We start from the raw sequence: 20,937 nt of genomic DNA on the forward strand, positions 1-20,937 counted from the left end.
TCTAGAACTTTTTGTCTAGATAAGATCGCGGCGGGTCATTGCACTATAGTCAATGCGAAACGGGCACGGTCGGGTTTTGTGACAGACGGCAGGCCGGGCGGCCTGGGCCGCTCAGCCGAGATGCACGTACTGGACGTTCAGGGTGATCATTTCACTGTAGCGCAGCACGAAGGAATCGCCATCGACCTGGTAGAAGCGGCTGGCGTCATCGACCACGCCGCCGGCATCCTTGTCGTTGGCCAGCGCCCTGCGCGCAACGTTCTGCAGCACCAGCCGGTCGAGCTGCCCTTCCGAGTCGAAGTAGAAATTATCCAGCACCCCCGTGTACAGCACCGCTTCCTTGCCCACTTCGACGATCGCCGCGACGATCACGAAATCGGGCGCGTCGTCCTCGCCGAAATCGGCTCCCGTGAGCAGGTAGTACCAGGGCGCTTCATGGAAGCGCAACATGGCGCGCAGCGGCGACGCGGCCCGGTCGAGCCGATACCGGGTGATTGCCACGCGCAGCAGCATCGGCACGACGAACGAGGCAAACAGCAGGGTGACGAAATAGGCGGCGATCCAGTCGAAATCATCCGCCACCGCGCGGGCTGCCTCGATCTGGCTGGCGGGGGCCGATGACAGCAGTTGCATCAGCACGAGGGGGTCGAAACGCTGGCCGAACAGCAGGTAGGACAGCGTCAGCCACGCCACGTGGGCGACCGCGGCCGACATGACGGCACCGGCCGCGATCCGGCCGAAAGGGGAAAAATCAAGGGAAGTGCGTTCGACCCGCTTGAAGCGGATGCGGAAGATGAAACCGGGGAGAAGGACGAGAAAGACGATGAGCGCAGGCAGGGCTACGTTCATGAGGGGAACGGTCTCCTGGCGGGTGGGACGGCCTGGTCAGGCAGCCTTGGCCTTCGGAACGATCCTGGGGCTGATCTTGACCGTTTCGCCGTTGGGCCGGCGAAACTCGAACTCGCTGGGGGGCGCCCCATTGGAGGCACCGCGGGTGAGGATTTCACGCAGGTGCTTCCGGGCGACCGGATCGGCAAGGACTTCCGACGCAAGCTGGCTTTTGAGCGCTTTCATAACCGCCACTATGCCACATTTCAGGGCCGGCCATGGCGCCTGTTGCGGTCGAGCCGCACAGGCGCCGGCCGGAACCGGTCAGTACATCACCACCGAGCGGATCGACTCGCCCTTCTTCATCAGGTCGAACCCTTCGTTGATCTGATCCAGCGACAGCTTGTGGGTGATCAGGTCGTCGATGTTGAGCTTGCCGTCCATGTACCAGTCGACGATCTTCGGCACATCGGTGCGGCCGCGCGCGCCGCCGAACGCGGACCCCTTCCATTCCCGGCCCGTCACCAGCTGGAATGGCCGGGTCGAGATTTCCTGACCGGCCGCCGCCACGCCGATGATGATCGACTTGCCCCAGCCCTTGTGGCAGCATTCGAGCGCCTGGCGCATCAGCGTGGTATTGCCCACGCACTCGAAGCTGTAGTCGGCGCCGCCATCGGTCAACTGGATGATCGTGTCGACGACGTTCTCGACATCGTTCGGGTTGATGAAATGCGTCATGCCGAACTGGCGCGCCATCGCTTCGCGGCCCGGGTTGATGTCGACGCCGATGATCTTGTCCGCGCCCACCATCTTCGCCGCCTGGATCACGTTCAGGCCGATGCCGCCCAGGCCGAACACGACCACGTTGGCGCCCGCCTCCACCTTGGCGGTAAACAGCACGGCCCCCACGCCGGTGGTGACGCCGCAACCGATGTAGCAAACCTTGTCGAACGGCGCATCCTCGCGGATCTTCGCCAGCGCGATTTCCGGCACCACGATGTAGTTCGAGAAGGTGGACGTGCCCATGTAGTGGAAAATGGGCTTGCCGTCGAGGGAGAAGCGGCTCGTTGCATCCGGCATCAGGCCGCGGCCCTGCGTGGAGCGGATCGCCTGGCACAGGTTGGTCTTTTGCGACAGGCAGAACTTGCACTGCCGGCATTCCGGCGTGTACAGCGGAATGACGTGGTCATCCTTCTTCAGGCTTTTCACCCCCGGGCCCACGTCGACGACGACGCCGGCGCCCTCATGGCCGAGGATGGCGGGGAAAATGCCTTCCGGATCGGCGCCGGACAGCGTGTAGTAATCAGTGTGGCAAATGCCGGTGGCCTTGATTTCGACAAGGACTTCGCCTTCCCTTGGACCGCCCAGCTCGACCTCTTCGATCGTCAGCGGAGCGCCCGCCTGCCATGCCACTGCTGCCCTGGTTTTCATCGTTCGCGTTCCTCGGAGGTAGTAAAACCGCCATGATAGCAAACGAAGAAATGCCGGGTTGCCAGCGCTAGCGCACGGCGGCGAGATCGAGCTCCAGCAGCCGGCAAACCGCCTGCCATACCTGGCGCGGCGACGTCCATGGCTTGGGCAGGTAGGCATGGGCCTGGTGGTGCAGGCTGGGCGGGCGCGCCGAGTACAGCAGCACAGGGGTATGGCAACCCCGCGCGCGCACCTCGTCCACCAGGACCTGGCCGTCACCGTCCGGCAGGTCGGCATCCACGATGATCAGGTCGAATCGCTCGTTTTCCAGCCGGGCCGCGGCCGCAGCCATCGTCGCCACGCGGCTGACGCGAACTTCCGGCACCAGCAGGGTGGCAAGGATCAGGGCAGTGGTCTCGTCGGCATCCACGTGCAGCACGTGGGGCGCTGGGGCCATCGGCTTGAAAGCCTCGAGGGCGTCGGTCATGTTCATCGTCTTCTCCGCTGGGGATGCTGCAAGACCTGGATCCATGCGCCGCGGGAGCGGGGTCGATTGGTATCCGGGATGCAAGTCGGCGGAGTTGGGCCGATGTTTGATGCACGGCCGCGGTGGCGGGGCAGCCGTAACGTTGACAACCGCACCGCAACCGGTGCGTATAAGACAGCTTCAGTGCAGGTGGCTTCACTGAAGAAGCTTCACCTTAAGAAGCTCAACTGTAGGAAGTGTAACCCAGCTTAGTTCTTCGTGGAAATAATTATTTCTTGAATCGGGCATTGAACGCCCCATGCAGGCTGTTCAATGTTTCCTCGGCGGCAAGCAACTGGTCCGCCACCTCGTTGACCTTGCGCCGGCTCGAGCGGGCATGGTCACGCAGCACTTCGAAAGCGGTATTGCGGTCGGTCTGGAATTTGCACATCAGCAGCCCGACGGCCAGGCTCGTTTCACGGCCCGCGGCCAGCGCCGCATTCAGGTTCAGCTCGGTGCGGCGCAACTGGCGGATCTCATCCGCCCGGGCCAGCCCCGCCTCGAATGCCGGCATCAACTGCTTTTCATCGACCGGCTTGACGAGGAAGCCGACCGCGCCATAGGCGGCGGCCTGCTTGCCGGCATCGGCATCGCCGCGCCCGGACAGGAACATGAACGGCACCGACGTTTCCCGGTTCAACTGCTTGGCCAGCTCCAGGCCCGACATGCCGGGCATGTGGATATCGAGCAGCGCCATGTCCGGCTCGCGCTCGGCCACCAGGCGCAGCGCATGGTCGGCTGAATGGGCCTGCACTGTTTCATACCCGGCATTGCGCAGGACCACGCTGAGGAATTCGGCAAGGAGCTGGTCGTCGTCGACGATCAGGATCAGGCGTTTTGCGGCGGCGGGTGCGGGCATGTCGGGCAATCGGTCAATGAACTTGAACCGATTATACGGGCGTTTGATGCGTCGGCAAGGGGATTCACGGTCATGCGGAACCGGCGATGGCCGGCTACCACATTTATTACATTCAACCGTCTTGCCGGCGGCGCGCCGGTCAGCGCCGCGTGAAAAGCTGACCGAATGCGCCAACGGCGGCGGCCACGTCCGGCGCCCCGTACACGCTGCTGATTGCCGCCACCATATGCGCGCCCCGCGCCACCAGCGGCGCGGCGTTTTCCGGCGTCATGCCGCCAATGACCACGCAAGGCACGCGCACGGCGGCGCGGGCATTCTCGACGATCGAAGGCGCCGTCGTTACCGCATAGCGCTTGACGCGCGACGGATAGAAACCGCCGAACGCCACGTAGCTGGCACCGGACCGTTCGGCATCGATAGCCAGCTGCAAGTCGCCGTAGCACGAAGCCCCGACGATCTTGGCCGGCCCCACGCTGTCGCGCGCCCGCGCCACCGACACGTCGGTACCGCCCACGTGCACGCCATCGGCATCGAGCTCGCGGGCGAGATCGACGAAATCGTTGACGATGAACGGCACGCCATGGCGGCGGCACAGCGCCAGCAGCGCGGTGGCCTGTTCGCGCCGCAGTTCCGGCGAGGCCGTCTTGTGCCGGTACTGCAGCAGTGCCACGCCGGCGCCCAGTGCCGCCTCGGTACGTGCCAGCAGCGCGGCGGTATCGTCCCAGTCGGGAGTAACCAGATAAAGTCCGTGCATTCGAATTCTCCTGTATTAGCGCAACGGTATGCGCTGGCCGGTCGCGATCGCGTACGAGGCTTCCAGCGTGCGGTGGGTATAGGCCTGGGCCCGGGCAAGCGCCTGCGCGACCGGGCATCCCTGGGCCAGCAGCGCGGCGATCGCCGCCGCCAGCGTGCAGCCGCTGCCATGGAATGCGCCATCCAGCCGTGGCCAGTGCCAGTTCTGCTGCCGCGCAGGGCCCATCCAGCGATTGACGACTGAATTGCCGCCGGCATGCCCGCCGGTGACGAGCACGTGTTCGCAGCCGATCTGCCGCAGCACCTGCGCATGTGCCAGTTCCGCCACGTCGCTCGATGGCGGCGGAATGTCCTTCTGGTGCGCCTTCGCCAGCGCAGCCGCCTCCGGGCCGTTCGGCGTGATCACGGTGGTCAGCGGCAGCAGCGGCGCCAGTGCGGCGATGGCGCTGCCGCGCCCCAGCTGGTCGCCATTACCGCTGGCCAGCACCGGATCCAGCACCACCGGCAGCGCCGGGTTTTCCTCGCGCAGGCCGATGATCACGCGGGCGATCGCCTGGGCGTTTTCCAGGTTGCCTGGAATGCCGATCTTGACGGCGCTGATACGGAAGGCCGCGGCGACGGCCAGGGCCTGCCGCATCACCACGTCGTGCTCGACCGGCAGCACTTCGTGCACCCGGTTATTGTCCTGCACCGTCAGCGCCGTGATCACGGGCAGCGGGTGCGCATCGAGCGCCGCGATGGCACCCACATCGGCGGCAATGCCGGCACCGCCCGAAGGGTCGGCGCCGGCAAAGACGAGCACGCAGGGGCGATGGCTCATGGATGAACCTTCATGGATGAAAACTCGTGGACGATCTTCATGGCCGGGGCCTTCACGCCAGCCGGCCGGCCATTGGCGACGACGGCGACGCGGCGAACTTGCGCGGCATGCGGCCGGCCAGGTATGCATCGCGCCCCGCTTCCACGGCCAGGCGCATCGCGCGCGCCATCCGCACCGGGTCGCGCGCGGCGGCAATGGCGGTATTCATCAGCACGCCGTCGCAACCGAGTTCCATCGCGATCGCCGCATCCGATGCCGTGCCCACGCCGGCATCGACCAGCACCGGCACATTGGCCTGTTCGATGATCAGCGACAGGTTCCACGGATTGAGGATGCCCATGCCGGAACCGATCAGCGATGCCAGCGGCATCACGGCCACGCAGCCGATGTCTTCCAGCATGCGCGCCTGGATTGGATCGTCGCTGCAATAGACCATCACGTCGAAGCCATCCTTCACGAGTTCCCTTGCGGCGACCAGCGTTTCTGGCATGTTCGGGAACAGCGTCTTTTCGTCGCCCAGCACTTCGAGCTTGACGAGCTTGTGGCCATCGAGCAGCTCGCGCGCCAGTTGCAGCGTGTACACCGCATCTTTCGCCGTGTAGCAGCCGGCCGTGTTGGGCAGGATCGTGAATTCCGACGGCGGCACCACGTCCAGCAGGTTCGGCGCATGGGGATCCTGGCCGATGTTCACACGGCGGATCGCCACCGTGATGATTTCCGCGCCGGCCGCCAGGGTGGCGGCACGCGTCTGCTCGAGGTCGCGGTACTTGCCGCTGCCTACCAGCAGGCGCGAGCGGTATTGCCGGCCCGCGATGGTGAGCAGGTCTTCATCGTTCGTTTGCATTGTCTGTCTCCTTTGTTCATCCACCGCCGATGGCGCGGACGATGTCCACGCGATCCTGCGCGTTCAGCGCCATCTCGCCCCAGCGTTGCCGCGGCACGACACTGCGATTGACGGCCAGCGCCAGCGCCTGGCCTTCCAGCTCCAGCGCCGCGATGAGTTCCGCCAGGGTCTGCCCCGGCGGCAACGCGCGCGGCGCCCCGTTCAGCATGATTTCCATTGTTCATCCCACCTGTTGCAAAAAACTTGGGGACTGTCCCCCGGAGGGGACTGTCCCCTCCAGGGGGACTGTCCCTGTTGTTGGTGCGCTACGCTTTCTGGTACAGCTGGCTGCCCGTCTTGACGAATTCGATGGCTTTTTCCTGCATGCCGCTGGCGGCGTATTCGCGCACTTCCTGGGTGATCTTCATCGAGCAGAAATGCGGGCCGCACATCGAGCAGAAGTGGGCGACCTTCGACGATTCCTTCGGCAGCGTTTCGTCGTGGAAGGCGCGGGCGCGGTCCGGGTCGAGGCCGAGGTTGAACTGGTCTTCCCAGCGGAATTCAAAGCGCGCCTTGGAAAGCGCGTTGTCGCGGATCTGCGCGCCCGGGTGGCCCTTGGCGAGGTCGGCGGCGTGGGCAGCGATCTTGTAGGTGATCATGCCTTCCTTGACGTCGTCCTTGTTCGGCAAGCCCAGGTGCTCCTTCGGCGTCACGTAGCACAGCATGGCGGTACCGTACCAGCCGATCTGCGCGGCGCCGATGCCGGAGGTGATGTGGTCGTAGCCGGGCGCGATGTCGGTGGTGAGGGGGCCGAGCGTGTAGAACGGCGCCTCGCCACATTGTTCCAGCTGCAGGTCCATGTTCTCCTTGATCAGCTGCATCGGCACGTGGCCGGGGCCTTCGATCATCACCTGCACGTCGTGCTTCCAGGCGATCTGCGTGAGTTCGCCCAGCGTCCTCAGTTCGCCCAGCTGGGCATCATCGTTGGCGTCGTAGATCGAGCCGGGGCGCAGGCCGTCGCCCAGGCTGAACGACACGTCGTACGCCTTCATGATCTGGCAGATGTCTTCGAAATGCGTGTACAGGAAGTTTTCCTTGTGGTGCGCCAGGCACCACTTGGCCATGATCGAGCCACCGCGCGACACGATCCCGGTCAGCCGGTTGGCCGTCAGCGGCACGTAGCGCAGCAGCACGCCCGCGTGGATCGTGAAGTAGTCGACGCCCTGCTCCGCCTGCTCGATCAGCGTGTCGCGGAAGATTTCCCAGGTCAGGTCCTCGGCCTTGCCATTCACTTTTTCCAGCGCCTGGTAGATCGGCACCGTGCCGATCGGGACCGGGCTGTTGCGCACGATCCATTCGCGTGTTTCATGGATGTGCTTGCCGGTGGACAGGTCCATCACCGTGTCGCCGCCCCAGCGGATCGCCCACGTCATTTTCTCGACTTCCTCGCCGATCGACGACGTGACGGCGGAGTTGCCGATATTGGCATTGACCTTCACAAGGAAATTGCGGCCAATGATCATCGGCTCCAGTTCCGGGTGGTTGATGTTGGCGGGAATGATCGCCCGGCCGCGGGCGATTTCCTCGCGCACAAATTCGGCCGTGATCTCCTGCGGGATGGCGGCGCCGAACGACTCGCCGCGGTGCTGGCGGCCCAGCAGGTCCGCCATCCTCGTTCCCATCGGGCCCGCGGCCCGCATGGCGTCGATGTATTCGCGCCGGCGCATGTTTTCGCGGATCGCCACGTATTCCATCTCGGGCGTGACGATGCCACGGCGCGCGTAATGCATCTGCGTCACGCAGGCGCCGGCTTTTGCGCAGCGCGGCGTGCGGTGCAGGTCGAAGCGCAGCGCATCGAGCGACGCATCGGCCAGGCGCGCCTTGCCGTAGTCGGACGTCGGGCCAGCCAGTTCCTCGGTATCGCCGCGCTCGGCGATCCAGGTTGCACGCACCGAGGCCAGGCCGGCGCGGATGTCGATCGGCACTGCCGGATCCGTATACGGGCCCGACGTGTCGTACACCGTCACCGGCGGATTGACTTCGTGGCCGAACGAGGCTGAGGTGTCGGCCTGGGTGATTTCGCGCATCGGCACGCGGATATCCGGGCGGCTGCCGGTCACGTAGATCTTGCGGGAATTGGGCAGCGGCGCGATGGCGGCGCTGTCGACTTCGGCCGTACTGGCCAGAAATTTTTGATGGGCGTTCATATTATGGCTCCTTTGGGCAGGAGCCAGCAAAGGAGACCTGGACGTGCACAGCCGTGCGGCATGGGTGCGACGATCCTTGTGCTTCCCTTCGCTGGCATTATCCAGATCAGGTTCGGAGGGTATTTCTCACCAGTGCGCGGCTGTAGCCGTGCGCAGGACCCCTAGCGTTTGCCGCCTCCGTTGAAGGCAGCGGCGCCATTATAGGCATGAACCGTGCATTTACTGCAAGCACTAACGCCTATAATCGGTATCTCGACGAAAGGATAACGATGCACAAATGGGTGGTCGCCGTGCTGGCGGCAGCGATGCAGGCGGGCGCGGTGGCTGCGGCCCCGGAGTCCAGGACGGCCACGCCGGAGGAGCAGGCGTCGTTCTTCGACTGGTACAACATCCAGCAGCAGGAAAGCCGCGGCCTGCTGCGGCCGCAGTTCAATGTGACGCTCGAGGGAGGGAAACGCGGAAAACGCGGCAAGCGCCGCGTGACGGCCACCGTCGACGGCCCCGCGCAGCGCGCGGTACTGCCGCTGTGCCGCCAGCCGCGCGCCGTCTACGAATACGATCCGCGTGCCGGCAAGGCGGCGCGCTGGCGCGAAGCCGGTCCGCCGCAGACACTCGTGTGGATCTACCACCAGCCCCAGTGCGGTGCCCAGCCGGACACGCCGGTACGGCTGTCCCAGCCGCTGGCCGAGATGGATATCCTGATGCTGCTCCAGAACCATCCGGCCATCCTCGGCAGCGCCCGCCTGCTGATGGCGGGGAACACGTCCTGCGCACCGTCGCGTTCGCGCGGTTACCGGCTTACCGGCCTCGACCGTGGCAAGGATGGCTTGCCCGTGCTGGTCTTCGAGAACGATATCGCCGGCGAAGCCCGCGTTGCCGTGCGGCGCACCCGCAACGAGCTGCTGCCGTGGAGCGTGACCTGCCCAGGTCCACGGCGTTAGCGCTAACGGACCACACTGTTGCTCCAGGGATACATTTCACTGTTCTTTGCCACTTCTCTCTGATAAGCTTGCAATCGACTTCCGGCGGCCCTGTCCCAGCCGCCATCGATGCCAGCCGCATCACAACCCGTCTCCCAGCCAGCGCGACGCGTGCCGATACCGGCATCCCTTATCAGAACAGACAAGAAAGCGAGCGAACATGCGGAACAATCTCCCTGTCACCGGCCACGAAATCCTCCTCGAAGAAGGCAAGACCATCGTTTCCACGACGGACTTGCAAGGCAACATCACCTACGCGAATCCGTATTTCATCGATATTTCCGGGTTCACGGAGGAAGAGCTGATCGGCGCGCCGCAGAATATCCTGCGCCATCCGGACATGCCGGCCGAGGCGTTCGCCGACATGTGGGATGCGATCCGCCGCGGCTTTCCCTGGACGGGCATGGTCAAGAACCGCTGCAAGAATGGCGACTTCTACTGGGTGATGGCGAACGTTACGCCGGTGATCGAAAACGGCAAGCCGGTCGGCTACATGTCGGTGCGCACGCGGCCAAGCCGCGAGATGGTTGCCGAGGCAACGAAGGCCTACGCCGCATTCAAGGATGGCAAGGCGCAGGGCCTGCGCATCCGCCGCGGCAAGGTGGTGGCGGATGGCCCGCTGCATCGCGTGATGGCCGCCATGCGCCTGTCACTGTCGGCCCGCCTGGTGCTCGCCGGCGCGTTGCCGGCCGTGGTGCTGGGGGCTTGCGCGGCGAGCCTGTTTGGCCACGGCAGCAATGCACTGGGCACGGTCGCCACGCTGGCGGCACTGGCCTCGCTGTACCTGGGCTGGAGCTTGCACGACTCGATCGCCACGCCGCTGCGCACGGCTACTTCGCTGGCGCGGCAGATGGCCGGCGGCGACCTGACCGCGACGATCGACGTGGCACGCGACGACGAAGCCGGCGAACTGCTGGCCGCGCTGCGCCAGACGACCATCAACCTGCGCAGCATCATCGGCGACGTGCGCAGCAACTTCGCCCAGATCGAACGGGCCACGAGCGAGATCGCCAGCGGCAACATGGACCTGTCGGGCCGCACGGAATCGCAGGCATCGAGCCTGCAGGAAACCGCGGCCAGCATGGAAGAGCTCAATTCCACCGTGCGGCAAAGCGCCACCAACGTGTCCGATGCCGACCGGCTGGCCGTGCGTGCGTCGGAAATGGCCGGCCAGGGTGGCGACGTGGTCGCGCAGGTGGTCACCACGATGGAAGGCATCAGTGCCTCGTCGCACCGCGTCCTCGACATTATCGGCATCATCGACGGCATCGCCTTCCAGACCAATATCCTGGCGCTGAACGCGGCCGTGGAAGCGGCCCGCGCGGGTGAACAGGGCCGCGGCTTCGCCGTCGTCGCATCGGAAGTGCGCGCGCTGGCCCAGCGTTCCGCTGCGGCCGCGAAGGAAATCAAGACGCTGATCGACCAGTCGATCCACAAGGTGGATGCCGGCACGCAGCTGACCAGCAGCGCCGGCGCGATCATGGCCGAAATCATCGCCTCGGTCGCTCAGGTGAAACAGGTGATGAACGAGATTTCCAACACGGCCTCGGAGCAGAGCATGGGCATCGGCCAGGTCAACGAGGCCGTCGCGTCGATCGACGACATCACGCAGCAGAACGCCGCATTGGTCGAACAGGCCGCCGCCGCCGCCGGCGAACTGGTACAGCAGACGCGCGGCGTGGCGCAGGCCATCGCCGTGTTCAAGGTGCAGGGCCAGCAGCACGGCCGCTCCGCGGCGCGCACAGCCTCGCGGCTGACGGCGTAAGCGCCAGCCCGGCGAGAAGGCGTTACCCGTACGGCGTGTAGGCGATGCCGTGCTGGATGTCGGCGATCACCTGCGCCTGGTTCTCGGTGCTTTCGGAGAACGCCGCCACGACCTCCGCGCGGTCGCCGCCGCCATCGAGAATGCCTTGCCAGTATTGCAGCCCGGACGTGTCGGGCGCGCGGTGCAGGATGTTGCCGTAGAGTTTGACCAGGAAGGTCGTGCTGTCTGCCCCGACCACGAGCGAGGCAAATTCGTCACCCGCCACGAAGCCATTCGCCACGTCGCGCAACGAGGCGCCCGAATCGAGCACCGACACCCAGTAGCCCAATCCCGCCGCATCGGGGGCCCGGCCCAGTGCGGCCGTGTACAGGCGGTAGGCCTGGCCGGCGTGGCCATCGATGTCGAAGGCCACGGCGCCGTCGTCGAACAGCACGCGCTCGACGCTTTGCAGGCTGGCACTGTGGCCCTCGTTCGACCCGACCCCGATGAAGACATTCCAGGTGCCCATCTGGCTCGCCGAGAAATCGGCCTGCTTGCCGGCGATGACGGCGGTATCGAACCCGTCGCCGCCCTGGATCGAGCTGCGCCCCTTCAGCAGCGTGACCACGTCGTCGCCTGCCCCCGTGGCGACGTTGAAGTCCGCGCCACCGGTCAGCACGATGCGGTCATTGCCGTAGCCCGAGTCGATCATGGGAAGTATGTCCGACGTGGCCACGTCGAGGTTGAACACGTCGTCGCCGCCGAAATTGGCCGCGTTGCCCAGCGCCGCGGCGACGCCGGACAGGGTCAGGTCCGACGCGTCGATGCGGGCGTCGCCGGCCCGCAGGAAGCTGCCGTCCGCATAGCTGAAATTCGCCGCGGTGACGGTGGCCGACGAGAAGTCGCCCTGCCCGCCCGCGACGAAATCGCCCTGCACGGAACCCTGCATGATGCCCGACGTGGTGGAAAACGCCAGCTCGGTCAACCGGCCGCGAACGGCCAGGCTTTCGTCCAGCGCCAGCGAGCCGGTGGCGCGCACCGACACGTTGCCGATCGCCGCGTCGTAGCCGGCCGAACCGGGCTGCCATTGCGACGTGATGGCCACGCTGGATACCTGGCCCGTGAAGCCCTGGATCTGCGGCGCGCCGTTCACCAGCGCATAGCGGATCGCATACTGGCCTGGCAGCTCGATGCTGCCCACGCCAGCGCGATACAGGTGCAGGTTGTCGGCAGTGATGACCGACTGGCCAAGGCCAAGGCCAAGGCCAAGGCCGCCGACCGCCAGCGTTGCGCCGTTGCCGAGATAGGCCGTCAGTGCCGAGCCGCCGATATCGAACGTGGCGCGTGCCACGTCGCTGTCGGTGGGCAGCAGGCTGTCGATGGCGTTGCCGAGCGCCGTTTCAAGGCGGGACTGGCCATGCGCATGCAGCTGGGCGGCTGCCGCGGACCATTTGAAATCGATGGTGCTCACTGTGATTCCTGAAGTGTGATGACGGTGGTGGTGGTGGATCGTCGGCGGCACGCATGCGTGGCATGCCGCTCGCGGATTATCGGACAACTCAGCCGGCAGCATAGCGAGCCATTGCCACTACAGCAAGCAACGTTTCCTGGCAGTGTGGTATCGACGCACGACCGGGATTTCCTGCGGCAGCGGCGGCCCGGCGGGCCGGACCGCCGCTGCCTACCTGCCGGCCTGCTCCTTTATAATGGTCGTTTTCGCCAAAATCACACATCCCGGATCATGGAATTAGCCAAGTCTTTCGAGCCTGCCGACATTGAACAGTTCTGGCGCAGCGAATGGGAGAAGCGCGGTTACTACGCCGCTTCGATGGACCTTTCGCAGCCCTCCTTCAGCATCCAGCTGCCACCGCCCAATGTGACCGGCACGCTGCACATGGGCCACGCGTTCAACCAGACGATCATGGATGGCCTGACGCGCTACCACCGCATGCTGGGCCACAACACGGCCTGGATTCCGGGAACCGACCACGCCGGCATCGCCACGCAGATCGTGGTGGAGCGCCAGCTCGATGCGCAAAAGATCTCGCGCCATGACCTGGGCCGCGAAAAGTTCGTCGAAAAAGTCTGGGAGTGGAAGGAAAAATCCGGCTCCACGATCACAGGCCAGATGCGCCGCCTGGGTACTTCGCCGGACTGGAACCGCGAATACTTCACGATGGACGAACCGCGCTCGAAGGTCGTCTCGGAAGTGTTCGTGCGCCTGTTCGAACAGGGCCTGATCTACCGCGGCAAGCGTCTGGTGAACTGGGATCCGGTGCTGGGCACCGCCGTCTCCGACCTGGAAGTGGTGTCGGAAGAGGAAGACGGCTCGATGTGGTACATCAAGTACCCGCTGGCCGACGGCAGCGGTTCGCTGACGGTTGCCACAACCCGCCCCGAAACGATGCTGGGCGACGTGGCCGTGGCCGTGGACCCGACCGACGAGCGCTATGAAGCCCTCGTCGGCAAGATGCTGACCCTGCCGCTGGTGGGCCGCGACATCCCGATCATCGCCGACTCGTACGTGGACAAGGCGTTCGGCACCGGCTGCGTGAAGATCACGCCGGCGCACGACTTCAACGACTACGCGGTGGGCCAGCGCCACAACCTTGACATGCCGTCGATCCTCACGCTGGATGCGAAGGTTGCCGATACCGCGCCGGAAGCCTACCGTGGCCTGGACCGCTTCGCCGCGCGCAAGCAGATCGTGGCCGACCTGGAAGCGCAAGGCCTGCTGGAGCAGGTCAAGCCGCACAAGCTGATGGTGCCGCGCGGCGACCGCACGGGCGTCGTCATCGAGCCGATGCTGACGGACCAGTGGTTCGTGGCCATGAGCAAGCCGGCGCCCGAAGGCACGTTCAATCCGGGCAAGTCGATCACCGACGTGGCGCTGGAAAAGGTCGCATCGGGCGAAATCAAATTCGTGCCGGAAAACTGGACCACCACGTACAACCAGTGGCTGAACAACATCCAGGACTGGTGCATCTCGCGCCAGCTGTGGTGGGGCCACCAGATACCCGCATGGTACGACGAAGCCGGCAACATCTTCGTTGCGCGCACCGAAGAGGAAGCGCTCGCGAAGCAGCAGGCCGCCGGCGGCACCGGCACGCTGCGCCGCGACAGCGACGTGCTGGACACGTGGTTCTCCTCCGCGCTGGTACCGTTCTCCACGCTGGGCTGGCCGCAAGAAACCCCTGACCTGAAGGCCTTCCTGCCCTCCTCCGTGCTGGTGACGGGCTTCGACATCATCTTCTTCTGGGTCGCCCGGATGGTGATGATGACCGCCCACTTCACCGGGAAGGTGCCGTTCGAGACCGTGTACGTGCATGGCCTGGTGCGCGACTCGCAGGGCCAGAAGATGTCGAAATCGAAGGGCAACACGCTCGACCCGATCGACCTGATCGACGGCATCGGCCTCGAGGAACTGGTCGCCAAGCGCACGACGGGCCTGATGAATCCTAAGGCCGCGGAAAAAATCGCCAAGGCCACGCGCAAGGAATTCCCCGAAGGGATCGCCGCCTACGGCACCGACGCGGTGCGCTTCACGATGGCCAGCTATGCCTCGCTGGGCCGCAACATCAACTTCGACCTGGGTCGCGCCGAAGGCTATCGCAACTTCTGCAACAAGCTGTGGAACGCTACCCGCTTCGTGCTGATGAATACCGAAGGCAAGGACTGCAGCGCCAGCGATGCCGACCTGTCGCAGGCCGACAAGTGGATCGTGTCGCTGCTCAACCGCACAGAGCAGGAAGTGGCCAAGGGCTTCGCCGACTACCGCTTCGACAACATCGCCACGGCAATCTACAAGTTCGTGTGGGACGAGTACTGCGACTGGTACCTTGAACTGGCCAAGGTGCAGGTCCAGCAAGGCACCGAAGGCCAGCAGCGCGCCACCCGCAACACGCTGTTGCGCGTGCTGGAAGTGGTGCTGCGCATGGCGCACCCAGTCATTCCGTTCGTGACCGAACAGCTGTGGCAGACCGTCGCGCCATTGGCGGGCAAGGGCGACACCGAAGGCAAGTCGATCATGGTGCAGCCTTACCCGATCGCCAATGAAGCAGCCATCGACACGGCGGCCGAAGCCTGGATCGGCGAGCTGAAAGCCATGACGGATGCAACGCGCAACCTGCGCGGCGAAATGAAGCTGTCGCCATCCGTTCGCGTGCCGCTGATCGTGGAAACCACCGCTGCCGACAAGGACAAGATCACCGCCTTCGCACCGTATGTGCAAATGCTGGGCAAGCTGTCCGAGGTGCAGATCATGGACGCGCTGCCGGAATCGCCGGCCGCCGTGTCCGTGGTGGGCACCACGAAGCTGATGCTGAAGGTGGAGATCGACGTGAAGGCCGAGCGCGAGCGCCTGTCGAAGGAAATCGCACGCCTGGAAGGCGAAGTGGCCAAGGCTGCCGGCAAGCTGTCGTCGGAAAGCTTCGTGGCCCGTGCGCCCGCCGCCGTGGTGGCGCAGGAACAGGAACGTGTCGCCACGTTCTCCGCCACGCTCGACAAACTGCGCGAGCAGTTCGCCAAGCTGCCGGCCGCGTAAGTTTTTCTCGCCACATGCAAAGCCGGACCGGGTTCGCCCGCTCCGGCTTTTTTATCGCGCTGCGCTACACTGCCCGCATAATCATTCCAAGGAGACTTCCAATGCGTGCCCTGTTGTTCACCGCCCTGCTTTCCACCTTTCAGCTTGCCGCCCTGCCCGCCTTTGCCGACAACACTTCCGCCGTGGGCCTGTGGAGAAACATCGACGACCAGACCGGCAAGCCGAAGGCCGATATCCGCATCAGCGAATCGAACGGCGTGCTGCAGGGTCGCATCGAAAGACTGTATCGCGCCGCGGGGCAGGACCAGCATCCGATCTGCGACAAGTGCGAAGGCGGCGACAAGGGTCGGCCGATCGTCGGACTGTCGATCATCGACGGCATGAAGAAGGATGGCGACGGCTATGCCGGTGGAACGATCCTCGATCCGGAAAACGGCAAGGTTTATAAAAGCAAGATGCAGCTGGTGGAGGGTGGACGCAAGCTCGAGGTGCGCGGGTATATCGGTGTGCCGATGCTGGGACGGTCGCAGATCTGGGTCCGGCAGGAGTGATACCTGGTTCAACCGCCGCCCGACATTTTTTGAATTTTCTTAAATGATGTGGTCCAATTGCCAACTTATTAAAACAATATCCAGGGAATACCACTTCATGAAAAAGACGCTTTGCATCCTTGCTGCCGGGCTGGCCTTTGGCAGCACTGCCCACGCCACGCAATACACCTTGCAATACACTGCCACGATCGGCACCATCAGCGACGGTGGCTTCCCGGAACAGTTCTTTTCCTCGGCCACCGCAAACGGCAACCTGATCGTCATCGGCGACACCGTCACCGGCCGCTTCACGTTCGACAGCGAGCAGGTGCCGGTGCTGGAGAGTGACTATGGCCTGGCAGCGGAGGCGCAATACGGCTACAACGCCGCGACCACGAGCTTCGTGCAGTTCGACAAGACCGGCTACAGCCAGGTTTCCAACACAGGTTCCAGCTACATTCGCGTGACCGACAGCCGCGACCCGGCATATTCTCCGGATAGTGTCCATCTCGTCGGCTACACCTACAGCTATAACCCGGTGTTTTCCTCGGCCGTTTCCCTGTCCCTGCAAGCCCCTTCGGCCGATACCCTGGACGGTACGGCATTGCCGAGCTCCGAGTTCGCCAGTCTTGCCGGCACCTTCCAGTACAGCTACGGCTACTTCACCACGGGTGGGTATCAATCACTGCTGTTTCGCGGTGACATCACATCGCTCTCGGTGGTGTCCAGCGTCCCTGAACCCGGCACGTACGCCATGCTTCTCGCCGGCCTCGGCATCGTCTGCTGGCGTCGCCGCGCGGCCAAGCTGAAGTAACGGCAAGCGTCAAAAAAACGGGGGGCCGAAGCCCCCCAAATTACAACACTTCCTGCCACTTGGCGCTGGCGGAACAGTACCCTCCACTGGCAACGCAGGCCTTTGCGCCCGGCGGCGATATGGTTCGCCTTGTCCCGTAGCGTTCAGTGGAGCTGCTTGCAGGGTACGCTCCAATCGGTGTGCGCCGGCCAGCTCGGTCCTGCCGCTGTACCTGGCGCCGTTTCACCGGATGCTGTCGCCCCTTCAGTGCGACCGGCATGCCGATGAATTCTTCATGGACTGAATTATGCCGGCCAGCCCCGCGCAAAGATTCAGCGAGATTGCCCGAAATTTGTAAGGCGGCCGTGACAAATTGCCACGGCCGGGCTTGCGCGTGGCGCCTTCCGGCTGGCCCGCGGCCTGCACGGTGACGATGCCCTGCTCGCCGTAGCCGCTTTTCACGCACATCGACTGTGGCTCCGTTTCCCTTTGAAGTGTCCTGGTATGGTTATTTTTTATTGAGCCGGATCTCGAACAGCTTCGGCCACCGCTTGCCGGTGACGAACAGGCGCCGGTTCGTGCTGTCCCAGGCGATGCCGTTCAGGACATTGTCCGCACCGGGCGCCACGCCGGCCAGCTCGTCCAGCCCGGTGAGATCGATCCAGCCGCGCACGTTGCCGGTGACGGGATCGATGCGGGCGATCCGGTCGGTCTGCCAGATGTTCGCGAAGATCTCGTTGCCCACCCATTCGAGTTCGTTGAGCTGCCCGACAGGAATGCCGTCGGCCGTGACGCGGATGCGGCGCAGTACGCCCATCGTGGCCGGATCGAGCACGCGGATGAAGGCCGTGCCATCGCTCATGTACAGCAGCTTGCCATCGCTTGTGAGGCCCCAGCCCTGGCCCTGGTAGCCGAACGAGCCCACCTGCTCGAACGTGTCGATGTCGAAGATGAAGCCCTGCTCGTTGGTCCACGTGAGGCTGTAGATGCGTTCGCCGAACGGCGCGATGCCCTCGCCGAAATAATTCGCCGGCAGATCATGCTTTTGCAGCACCGCGCCCGTTTCCAGTTCGACCTTGCGGATCGACGAGGCACCGTACTGGCCGGTGCTTTCGTACAGCACGCCATCGCGGTAGAACAGGCCCTGGGTGAACGCGGCCGTATCATGGGGATAGGTGTTCTTGACGGCATAGCCGTAGACGGGAACGGCGGCCTGCACGATCGCGCTGCAGGCGAACGCCAGCGCGGCAAGGAAGGTCCTGGTCAGCATGTCAGCCTCCGGCTTTCGGTTCGACTTGGTTGAATGACTGGTTCGGCAACCTGGTCGGGCCACCAGGCTGGCCAAGGTGCTGGATCAACTACTTCGGCAAATGGCGGCGCAGGTGGCCGTCGAGCGCATTGGCAAAGCGCTGGCGGTCGGCCTGGCCATACGCGGACGGGCCGCCCGTATCGACGCCGCTGCCGCGCAGTTCGTCCATGAAGGCCCGCATCGTCAGCTGTTGCGCGATATTGTCCGGGGTATAGAAATCGCCGCGCGGATTGAGCGCGTGGGCACCTTTCTTCAGTATATCCGCCGCCAGCGGAATGTCAGCCGTGATCACCAGGTCGCCCGGCTCGGCCAGGCGCACGATCTCGCGGTCGGCCACGTCGAAGCCGCTTGGCACCTGCACCGAGCGCACGTATTTCGACGGCGGCACCCGCAGCAGCTGGTTGGCCACCAGCGTGACGTCGACCTGCACCCGGTCAGCCACGCGGTACAGGATTTCCTTCACGGCGCCCGGGCAGGCGTCGGCATCGACCCAGATCTTCATCGGCGGGTCACCACAGTTCGCCGGTGAGGCTGGCGCGCGGCGGCTTCAGCCCGAAGTGCTCGTAGGCGGCCGGCGTGGCCACCCGGCCGCGCGGCGTGCGCTGCAGGTAGCCCTGCTGGATCAGGTAGGGTTCCAGCACGTCCTCGATCGTGTCGGCGGCCTCGCCGATCGCCGCGGCCAGGTTGCCGATGCCGACCGGGCCGCCGTTGAACTTGTACAGCACCGCTTCGAGCAGCTTGCGGTCCATCACGTCGAAGCCGACCGTGTCGACATCGAGCATGACGAGCGCCGCATCGGCGACATCCTTCGTGATGTCGCCATTGCTTTTCACTTCGGCGTAGTCGCGCACGCGGCGCAGCAGGCGGTTGGCGATACGGGGCGTGCCGCGGGCGCGGCGGGCGATTTCCAGGGCGCCCGTCTCGTCGATGTTCGCCTTCAGCAGCGATGCGCTGCGCAGCACGATCTTCGCCAGCTCCTCGGTCGTGTAGAACTCCAGGCGCGCCACGATGCCGAAGCGGTCGCGCAAGGGATTGGTCAGCATGCCGGCGCGCGTGGTGGCGCCGACCAGCGTGAAGGGCTGCAGGTCCAGTTTCACCGAGCGGGCGGCCGGCCCCTCGCCGATCATGATGTCGATCTGGTAATCCTCGAGCGCCGGGTACAGGATTTCCTCGACGACCGGCGACAGGCGGTGGATCTCGTCGATGAACAGCACGTCGTTGGCTTCGAGGTTGGTCAGCAGCGCGGCCAGGTCGCCCGGACGTTCCAGCACAGGGCCGGAAGTCTGGCGCAGGTTCACGCCCATTTCGCGGGCGATGATGTTGGCCAGCGTGGTCTTGCCGAGACCGGGCGGGCCGAACAGCAGCGTGTGGTCGAGCGCCTCGCTGCGCCCCCGCGCGGCGGAGATGAAGATCTCGAGCTGGTTGCGGATCTTTTGCTGGCCCACGTATTCGTCGAGCAGCTTGGGGCGCAGCGCGCGTTCGATCGCTTCCTCGTTCGGCGACGAAGGGGCGGCATCGATGATGCGCTGTTCGGTAAAGCTATCGGTCTGGATGCTCATTGCCTAGTTTCCCACTCAACCCTTCGACAGCGCCTTCAGCGCCTGCTTGATGCCATCGGATACCGAGGCACCGGCCGGCACGGTCTTCAGCGCCAGCAGCGCTTCCTTGTCCGAATACCCGAGTGCGATCAGCGCGTTCAGGATATCGGTCTGCGCATCCGGCACGGCGGCGATGCCGCCGACGGCGCCCAGGTCCGCGCCCAGTTTGCCCTTCAGTTCCAGCAGCAGGCGCTCGGCCGTCTTCTTGCCGATGCCGGGAATCTTCACGAGGCGCCCGGCCTCCTGGCGCGTGACGGCCTGCGACAAATCGGCGATCGACATGCCGGACAGGATCGCCAGCGCCATGCGCGCGCCGATGCCGCTGATTTTAATCAGTTGCCGGAAGACGACGCGTTCTTCCGCATGGCCGAAGCCATACAGCAGGTGCGCATCCTCGCGCACGGTCAAATGGGTGAACAAGGTCACGCGCTCGCCCGTGTGCGGCAGGTTGTAGAAGGTGCTCATCGGCACGTCGACTTCGTAGCCGACGCCGCCCACGTCGATCAGCAGTTGCGGCGGATTTTTTTCAAGCAGAACACCGGAGAGACGTCCGATCATGGCGAAGCCTTGGAATTGTGGTTAGTGAAGTTTAGCCGACCAGGCGGCCGCGCTTCATGTGCAGTTGGGTCATGCCCGTGGCGGCGATGGCCGCCAGCGTGTCGTGGGAATTGGCGTGGCAGATCGCGACCCCGAGCGCATCGGCCGCATCGGTGCCCGGCAGGCCGGGCAATGCCAGCAGCCGCGCCACCATCATCTGCATCTGCTCCTTCACCGCCCTGCCCGAGCCGGTCACGGCCTGCTTGATCTGGGTGGGCGAATACTCGGCCACCGACAGCGCCCCGCTCACGAGCCCGCAGATGGCGGCGCCCCGCGCCTGCCCCAGCAGCAGCGTGGATTGCGGATTGACGTTGACGTAGACCTGCTCGATGGCGGCGCAGTCCGGCTGATACGTGGCCGTGAGTTCCATGACGCCGTCGAGGATGACCTTCAGGCGCGTGGGCAGGTCCCCGTCGCCGCTCTTGATGGTACCGGAGGCGATGTATCGCAGCTTCGTGCCCTGCTTGTGGATGACGCCAAAGCCGGTGGTGCGCAGGCCGGGGTCGATGCCGAGAATGATCATTAAAGGATTATATGCAGGAAAGAAAGCGCCCGCTAGACGCGGGCGCTGTATGGTGCAGCATTACTGCCGAGTTCGTGTCCACCATGGGGTCAGG

At 64.7% G+C, this 20,937-nt stretch carries 22 protein-coding genes and 1 riboswitch; of the genes, 5 read left to right on the forward strand and 17 right to left on the reverse strand.

The window, feature by feature from the left end; genetic code table 11:
• Window positions 1–111: 111 nt before the first annotated feature.
• From EWM63_RS08610 to thiC, 10 genes are all read right to left on the reverse strand, one after another.
• A complete protein-coding gene (locus EWM63_RS08610; RefSeq protein ID WP_130186159.1) occupies window positions 112–849 on the reverse strand; it encodes a DUF6338 family protein in 738 nt (245 codons plus the stop codon).
• Window positions 850–885: 36 nt separating this feature from the next.
• Window positions 886–1,074 (reverse strand): hypothetical protein, encoded by a 189-nt coding sequence (locus EWM63_RS08615; RefSeq protein WP_130186160.1) that lies wholly within the window; start codon window positions 1,072–1,074, stop codon window positions 886–888.
• A gap of 78 nt (window positions 1,075–1,152) precedes the next feature.
• Window positions 1,153–2,259, reverse strand: a complete 1,107-nt coding sequence (locus EWM63_RS08620) for an S-(hydroxymethyl)glutathione dehydrogenase/class III alcohol dehydrogenase (protein ID WP_130186161.1) — start codon at window positions 2,257–2,259, stop codon at window positions 1,153–1,155.
• 67 nt (window positions 2,260–2,326) lie between these two features.
• Window positions 2,327–2,731, reverse strand: a complete 405-nt coding sequence (locus EWM63_RS08625) for a response regulator (protein ID WP_165390783.1) — start codon at window positions 2,729–2,731, stop codon at window positions 2,327–2,329.
• Window positions 2,732–2,993: 262 nt separating this feature from the next.
• Window positions 2,994–3,623: an ANTAR domain-containing response regulator gene (locus tag EWM63_RS08630; RefSeq protein WP_130186163.1), complete on the reverse strand. Its 630-nt coding sequence runs from the start codon at window positions 3,621–3,623 to the stop codon at window positions 2,994–2,996.
• Window positions 3,624–3,762: 139 nt separating this feature from the next.
• On the reverse strand, window positions 3,763–4,377 hold the full coding sequence (gene thiE, locus EWM63_RS08635) for a thiamine phosphate synthase (RefSeq protein ID WP_130186164.1): 615 nt from the start codon (window positions 4,375–4,377) through the stop codon (window positions 3,763–3,765).
• A 15-nt stretch (window positions 4,378–4,392) separates the two neighbouring features.
• Window positions 4,393–5,196, reverse strand: coding sequence for a bifunctional hydroxymethylpyrimidine kinase/phosphomethylpyrimidine kinase (thiD, locus tag EWM63_RS08640; protein ID WP_130186165.1), 804 nt, complete (start codon window positions 5,194–5,196; stop codon window positions 4,393–4,395).
• Window positions 5,197–5,248: 52 nt separating this feature from the next.
• On the reverse strand, window positions 5,249–6,040 hold the full coding sequence (locus EWM63_RS08645; protein WP_130186166.1) for a thiazole synthase: 792 nt from the start codon (window positions 6,038–6,040) through the stop codon (window positions 5,249–5,251).
• Between the two features lie 16 nt (window positions 6,041–6,056).
• Window positions 6,057–6,257: a sulfur carrier protein ThiS gene (thiS, locus tag EWM63_RS08650; RefSeq protein ID WP_130186167.1), complete on the reverse strand. Its 201-nt coding sequence runs from the start codon at window positions 6,255–6,257 to the stop codon at window positions 6,057–6,059.
• A gap of 88 nt (window positions 6,258–6,345) precedes the next feature.
• Window positions 6,346–8,226 (reverse strand): phosphomethylpyrimidine synthase ThiC, encoded by a 1,881-nt coding sequence (gene thiC / locus EWM63_RS08655; protein WP_130186168.1) that lies wholly within the window; start codon window positions 8,224–8,226, stop codon window positions 6,346–6,348.
• 66 nt (window positions 8,227–8,292) lie between these two features.
• A riboswitch (TPP riboswitch) is annotated at window positions 8,293–8,399 on the reverse strand.
• Between the two features lie 96 nt (window positions 8,400–8,495).
• On the opposite strand from thiC, the gene EWM63_RS08660 reads away from it, so the two are divergent.
• Together EWM63_RS08660 and EWM63_RS08665 are read left to right on the forward strand one after the other, a co-directional pair.
• A complete protein-coding gene (locus EWM63_RS08660) occupies window positions 8,496–9,167 on the forward strand; it encodes a hypothetical protein (RefSeq protein ID WP_130186169.1) in 672 nt (223 codons plus the stop codon).
• 199 nt (window positions 9,168–9,366) lie between these two features.
• Window positions 9,367–10,971 (forward strand): methyl-accepting chemotaxis protein, encoded by a 1,605-nt coding sequence (locus EWM63_RS08665; protein WP_130186170.1) that lies wholly within the window; start codon window positions 9,367–9,369, stop codon window positions 10,969–10,971.
• A 22-nt stretch (window positions 10,972–10,993) separates the two neighbouring features.
• On the opposite strand, the gene EWM63_RS08670 is transcribed toward EWM63_RS08665, so the two are convergent.
• Window positions 10,994–12,421: a DUF4214 domain-containing protein gene (locus tag EWM63_RS08670; protein ID WP_165390784.1), complete on the reverse strand. Its 1,428-nt coding sequence runs from the start codon at window positions 12,419–12,421 to the stop codon at window positions 10,994–10,996.
• Between the two features lie 270 nt (window positions 12,422–12,691).
• Here EWM63_RS08670 and EWM63_RS08675 point away from each other — a divergent pair, with 270 nt between their 5' ends.
• The 3 genes from EWM63_RS08675 (at window position 12,692) to EWM63_RS08685 (ending at window position 16,837) form a co-directional block, all read left to right on the forward strand.
• On the forward strand, window positions 12,692–15,493 hold the full coding sequence (locus EWM63_RS08675; RefSeq protein WP_130186172.1) for a valine--tRNA ligase: 2,802 nt from the start codon (window positions 12,692–12,694) through the stop codon (window positions 15,491–15,493).
• A gap of 101 nt (window positions 15,494–15,594) precedes the next feature.
• A complete protein-coding gene (locus EWM63_RS08680) occupies window positions 15,595–16,044 on the forward strand; it encodes a DUF2147 domain-containing protein (protein ID WP_130186173.1) in 450 nt (149 codons plus the stop codon).
• A gap of 97 nt (window positions 16,045–16,141) precedes the next feature.
• Window positions 16,142–16,837 (forward strand): PEP-CTERM sorting domain-containing protein, encoded by a 696-nt coding sequence (locus EWM63_RS08685; RefSeq protein WP_165390786.1) that lies wholly within the window; start codon window positions 16,142–16,144, stop codon window positions 16,835–16,837.
• 243 nt (window positions 16,838–17,080) lie between these two features.
• Here the strand turns inward: EWM63_RS08685 and EWM63_RS08690 are convergent, their stop codons facing one another.
• The 6 genes from EWM63_RS08690 to ruvC all read right to left on the reverse strand — a co-directional run bounded on the left by EWM63_RS08690 (window position 17,081) and on the right by ruvC (window position 20,843).
• Window positions 17,081–17,278, reverse strand: coding sequence for a hypothetical protein (locus EWM63_RS08690; protein ID WP_130186175.1), 198 nt, complete (start codon window positions 17,276–17,278; stop codon window positions 17,081–17,083).
• A 46-nt stretch (window positions 17,279–17,324) separates the two neighbouring features.
• Window positions 17,325–18,086: a glutaminyl-peptide cyclotransferase gene (locus EWM63_RS08695; protein ID WP_130186176.1), complete on the reverse strand. Its 762-nt coding sequence runs from the start codon at window positions 18,084–18,086 to the stop codon at window positions 17,325–17,327.
• A gap of 88 nt (window positions 18,087–18,174) precedes the next feature.
• Entirely contained in the window at window positions 18,175–18,627 is a 453-nt protein-coding gene (locus EWM63_RS08700) for a YaiI/YqxD family protein (protein WP_130186177.1), read from the reverse strand.
• 7 nt (window positions 18,628–18,634) lie between these two features.
• Window positions 18,635–19,684, reverse strand: coding sequence for a Holliday junction branch migration DNA helicase RuvB (ruvB, locus tag EWM63_RS08705; protein WP_130186178.1), 1,050 nt, complete (start codon window positions 19,682–19,684; stop codon window positions 18,635–18,637).
• Window positions 19,685–19,699: 15 nt separating this feature from the next.
• Window positions 19,700–20,281 (reverse strand): Holliday junction branch migration protein RuvA, encoded by a 582-nt coding sequence (gene ruvA, locus EWM63_RS08710; RefSeq protein ID WP_130186179.1) that lies wholly within the window; start codon window positions 20,279–20,281, stop codon window positions 19,700–19,702.
• A gap of 31 nt (window positions 20,282–20,312) precedes the next feature.
• Window positions 20,313–20,843 (reverse strand): crossover junction endodeoxyribonuclease RuvC, encoded by a 531-nt coding sequence (gene ruvC, locus EWM63_RS08715; RefSeq protein WP_130186180.1) that lies wholly within the window; start codon window positions 20,841–20,843, stop codon window positions 20,313–20,315.
• Window positions 20,844–20,937: the final 94 nt, after the last annotated feature.

This window comes from Pseudoduganella lutea (genome assembly GCF_004209755.1).
Classification (GTDB): Bacteria; Pseudomonadota; Gammaproteobacteria; order Burkholderiales; family Burkholderiaceae_D; genus Rugamonas; species Rugamonas lutea.

Bases quoted from the DNA above. Each gene is read 5' to 3' on its own strand.
- EWM63_RS08610 (WP_130186159.1), bottom strand. From the start codon at position 849: ATGAACGTAGCCCTGCCTGCGCTCATCGTCTTTCTCGTCCTTCTCCCC.
- EWM63_RS08615 (WP_130186160.1), bottom strand. From the start codon at position 1,074: ATGAAAGCGCTCAAAAGCCAGCTTGCGTCGGAAGTCCTTGCCGATCCG.
- EWM63_RS08620 (WP_130186161.1), bottom strand. From the start codon at position 2,259: ATGAAAACCAGGGCAGCAGTGGCATGGCAGGCGGGCGCTCCGCTGACG.
- EWM63_RS08625 (WP_165390783.1), bottom strand. From the start codon at position 2,731: ATGAACATGACCGACGCCCTCGAGGCTTTCAAGCCGATGGCCCCAGCG.
- EWM63_RS08630 (WP_130186163.1), bottom strand. From the start codon at position 3,623: ATGCCCGCACCCGCCGCCGCAAAACGCCTGATCCTGATCGTCGACGAC.
- thiE (WP_130186164.1), bottom strand. From the start codon at position 4,377: ATGCACGGACTTTATCTGGTTACTCCCGACTGGGACGATACCGCCGCG.
- thiD (WP_130186165.1), bottom strand. From the start codon at position 5,196: ATGAGCCATCGCCCCTGCGTGCTCGTCTTTGCCGGCGCCGACCCTTCG.
- EWM63_RS08645 (WP_130186166.1), bottom strand. From the start codon at position 6,040: ATGCAAACGAACGATGAAGACCTGCTCACCATCGCGGGCCGGCAATAC.
- thiS (WP_130186167.1), bottom strand. From the start codon at position 6,257: ATGGAAATCATGCTGAACGGGGCGCCGCGCGCGTTGCCGCCGGGGCAG.
- thiC (WP_130186168.1), bottom strand. From the start codon at position 8,226: ATGAACGCCCATCAAAAATTTCTGGCCAGTACGGCCGAAGTCGACAGC.
- EWM63_RS08660 (WP_130186169.1), top strand. From the start codon at position 8,496: ATGCACAAATGGGTGGTCGCCGTGCTGGCGGCAGCGATGCAGGCGGGC.
- EWM63_RS08665 (WP_130186170.1), top strand. From the start codon at position 9,367: ATGCGGAACAATCTCCCTGTCACCGGCCACGAAATCCTCCTCGAAGAA.
- EWM63_RS08675 (WP_130186172.1), top strand. From the start codon at position 12,692: ATGGAATTAGCCAAGTCTTTCGAGCCTGCCGACATTGAACAGTTCTGG.
- EWM63_RS08680 (WP_130186173.1), top strand. From the start codon at position 15,595: ATGCGTGCCCTGTTGTTCACCGCCCTGCTTTCCACCTTTCAGCTTGCC.
- EWM63_RS08685 (WP_165390786.1), top strand. From the start codon at position 16,142: ATGAAAAAGACGCTTTGCATCCTTGCTGCCGGGCTGGCCTTTGGCAGC.
- EWM63_RS08695 (WP_130186176.1), bottom strand. From the start codon at position 18,086: ATGCTGACCAGGACCTTCCTTGCCGCGCTGGCGTTCGCCTGCAGCGCG.
- EWM63_RS08700 (WP_130186177.1), bottom strand. From the start codon at position 18,627: ATGAAGATCTGGGTCGATGCCGACGCCTGCCCGGGCGCCGTGAAGGAA.
- ruvB (WP_130186178.1), bottom strand. From the start codon at position 19,684: ATGAGCATCCAGACCGATAGCTTTACCGAACAGCGCATCATCGATGCC.
- ruvA (WP_130186179.1), bottom strand. From the start codon at position 20,281: ATGATCGGACGTCTCTCCGGTGTTCTGCTTGAAAAAAATCCGCCGCAA.
- ruvC (WP_130186180.1), bottom strand. From the start codon at position 20,843: ATGATCATTCTCGGCATCGACCCCGGCCTGCGCACCACCGGCTTTGGC.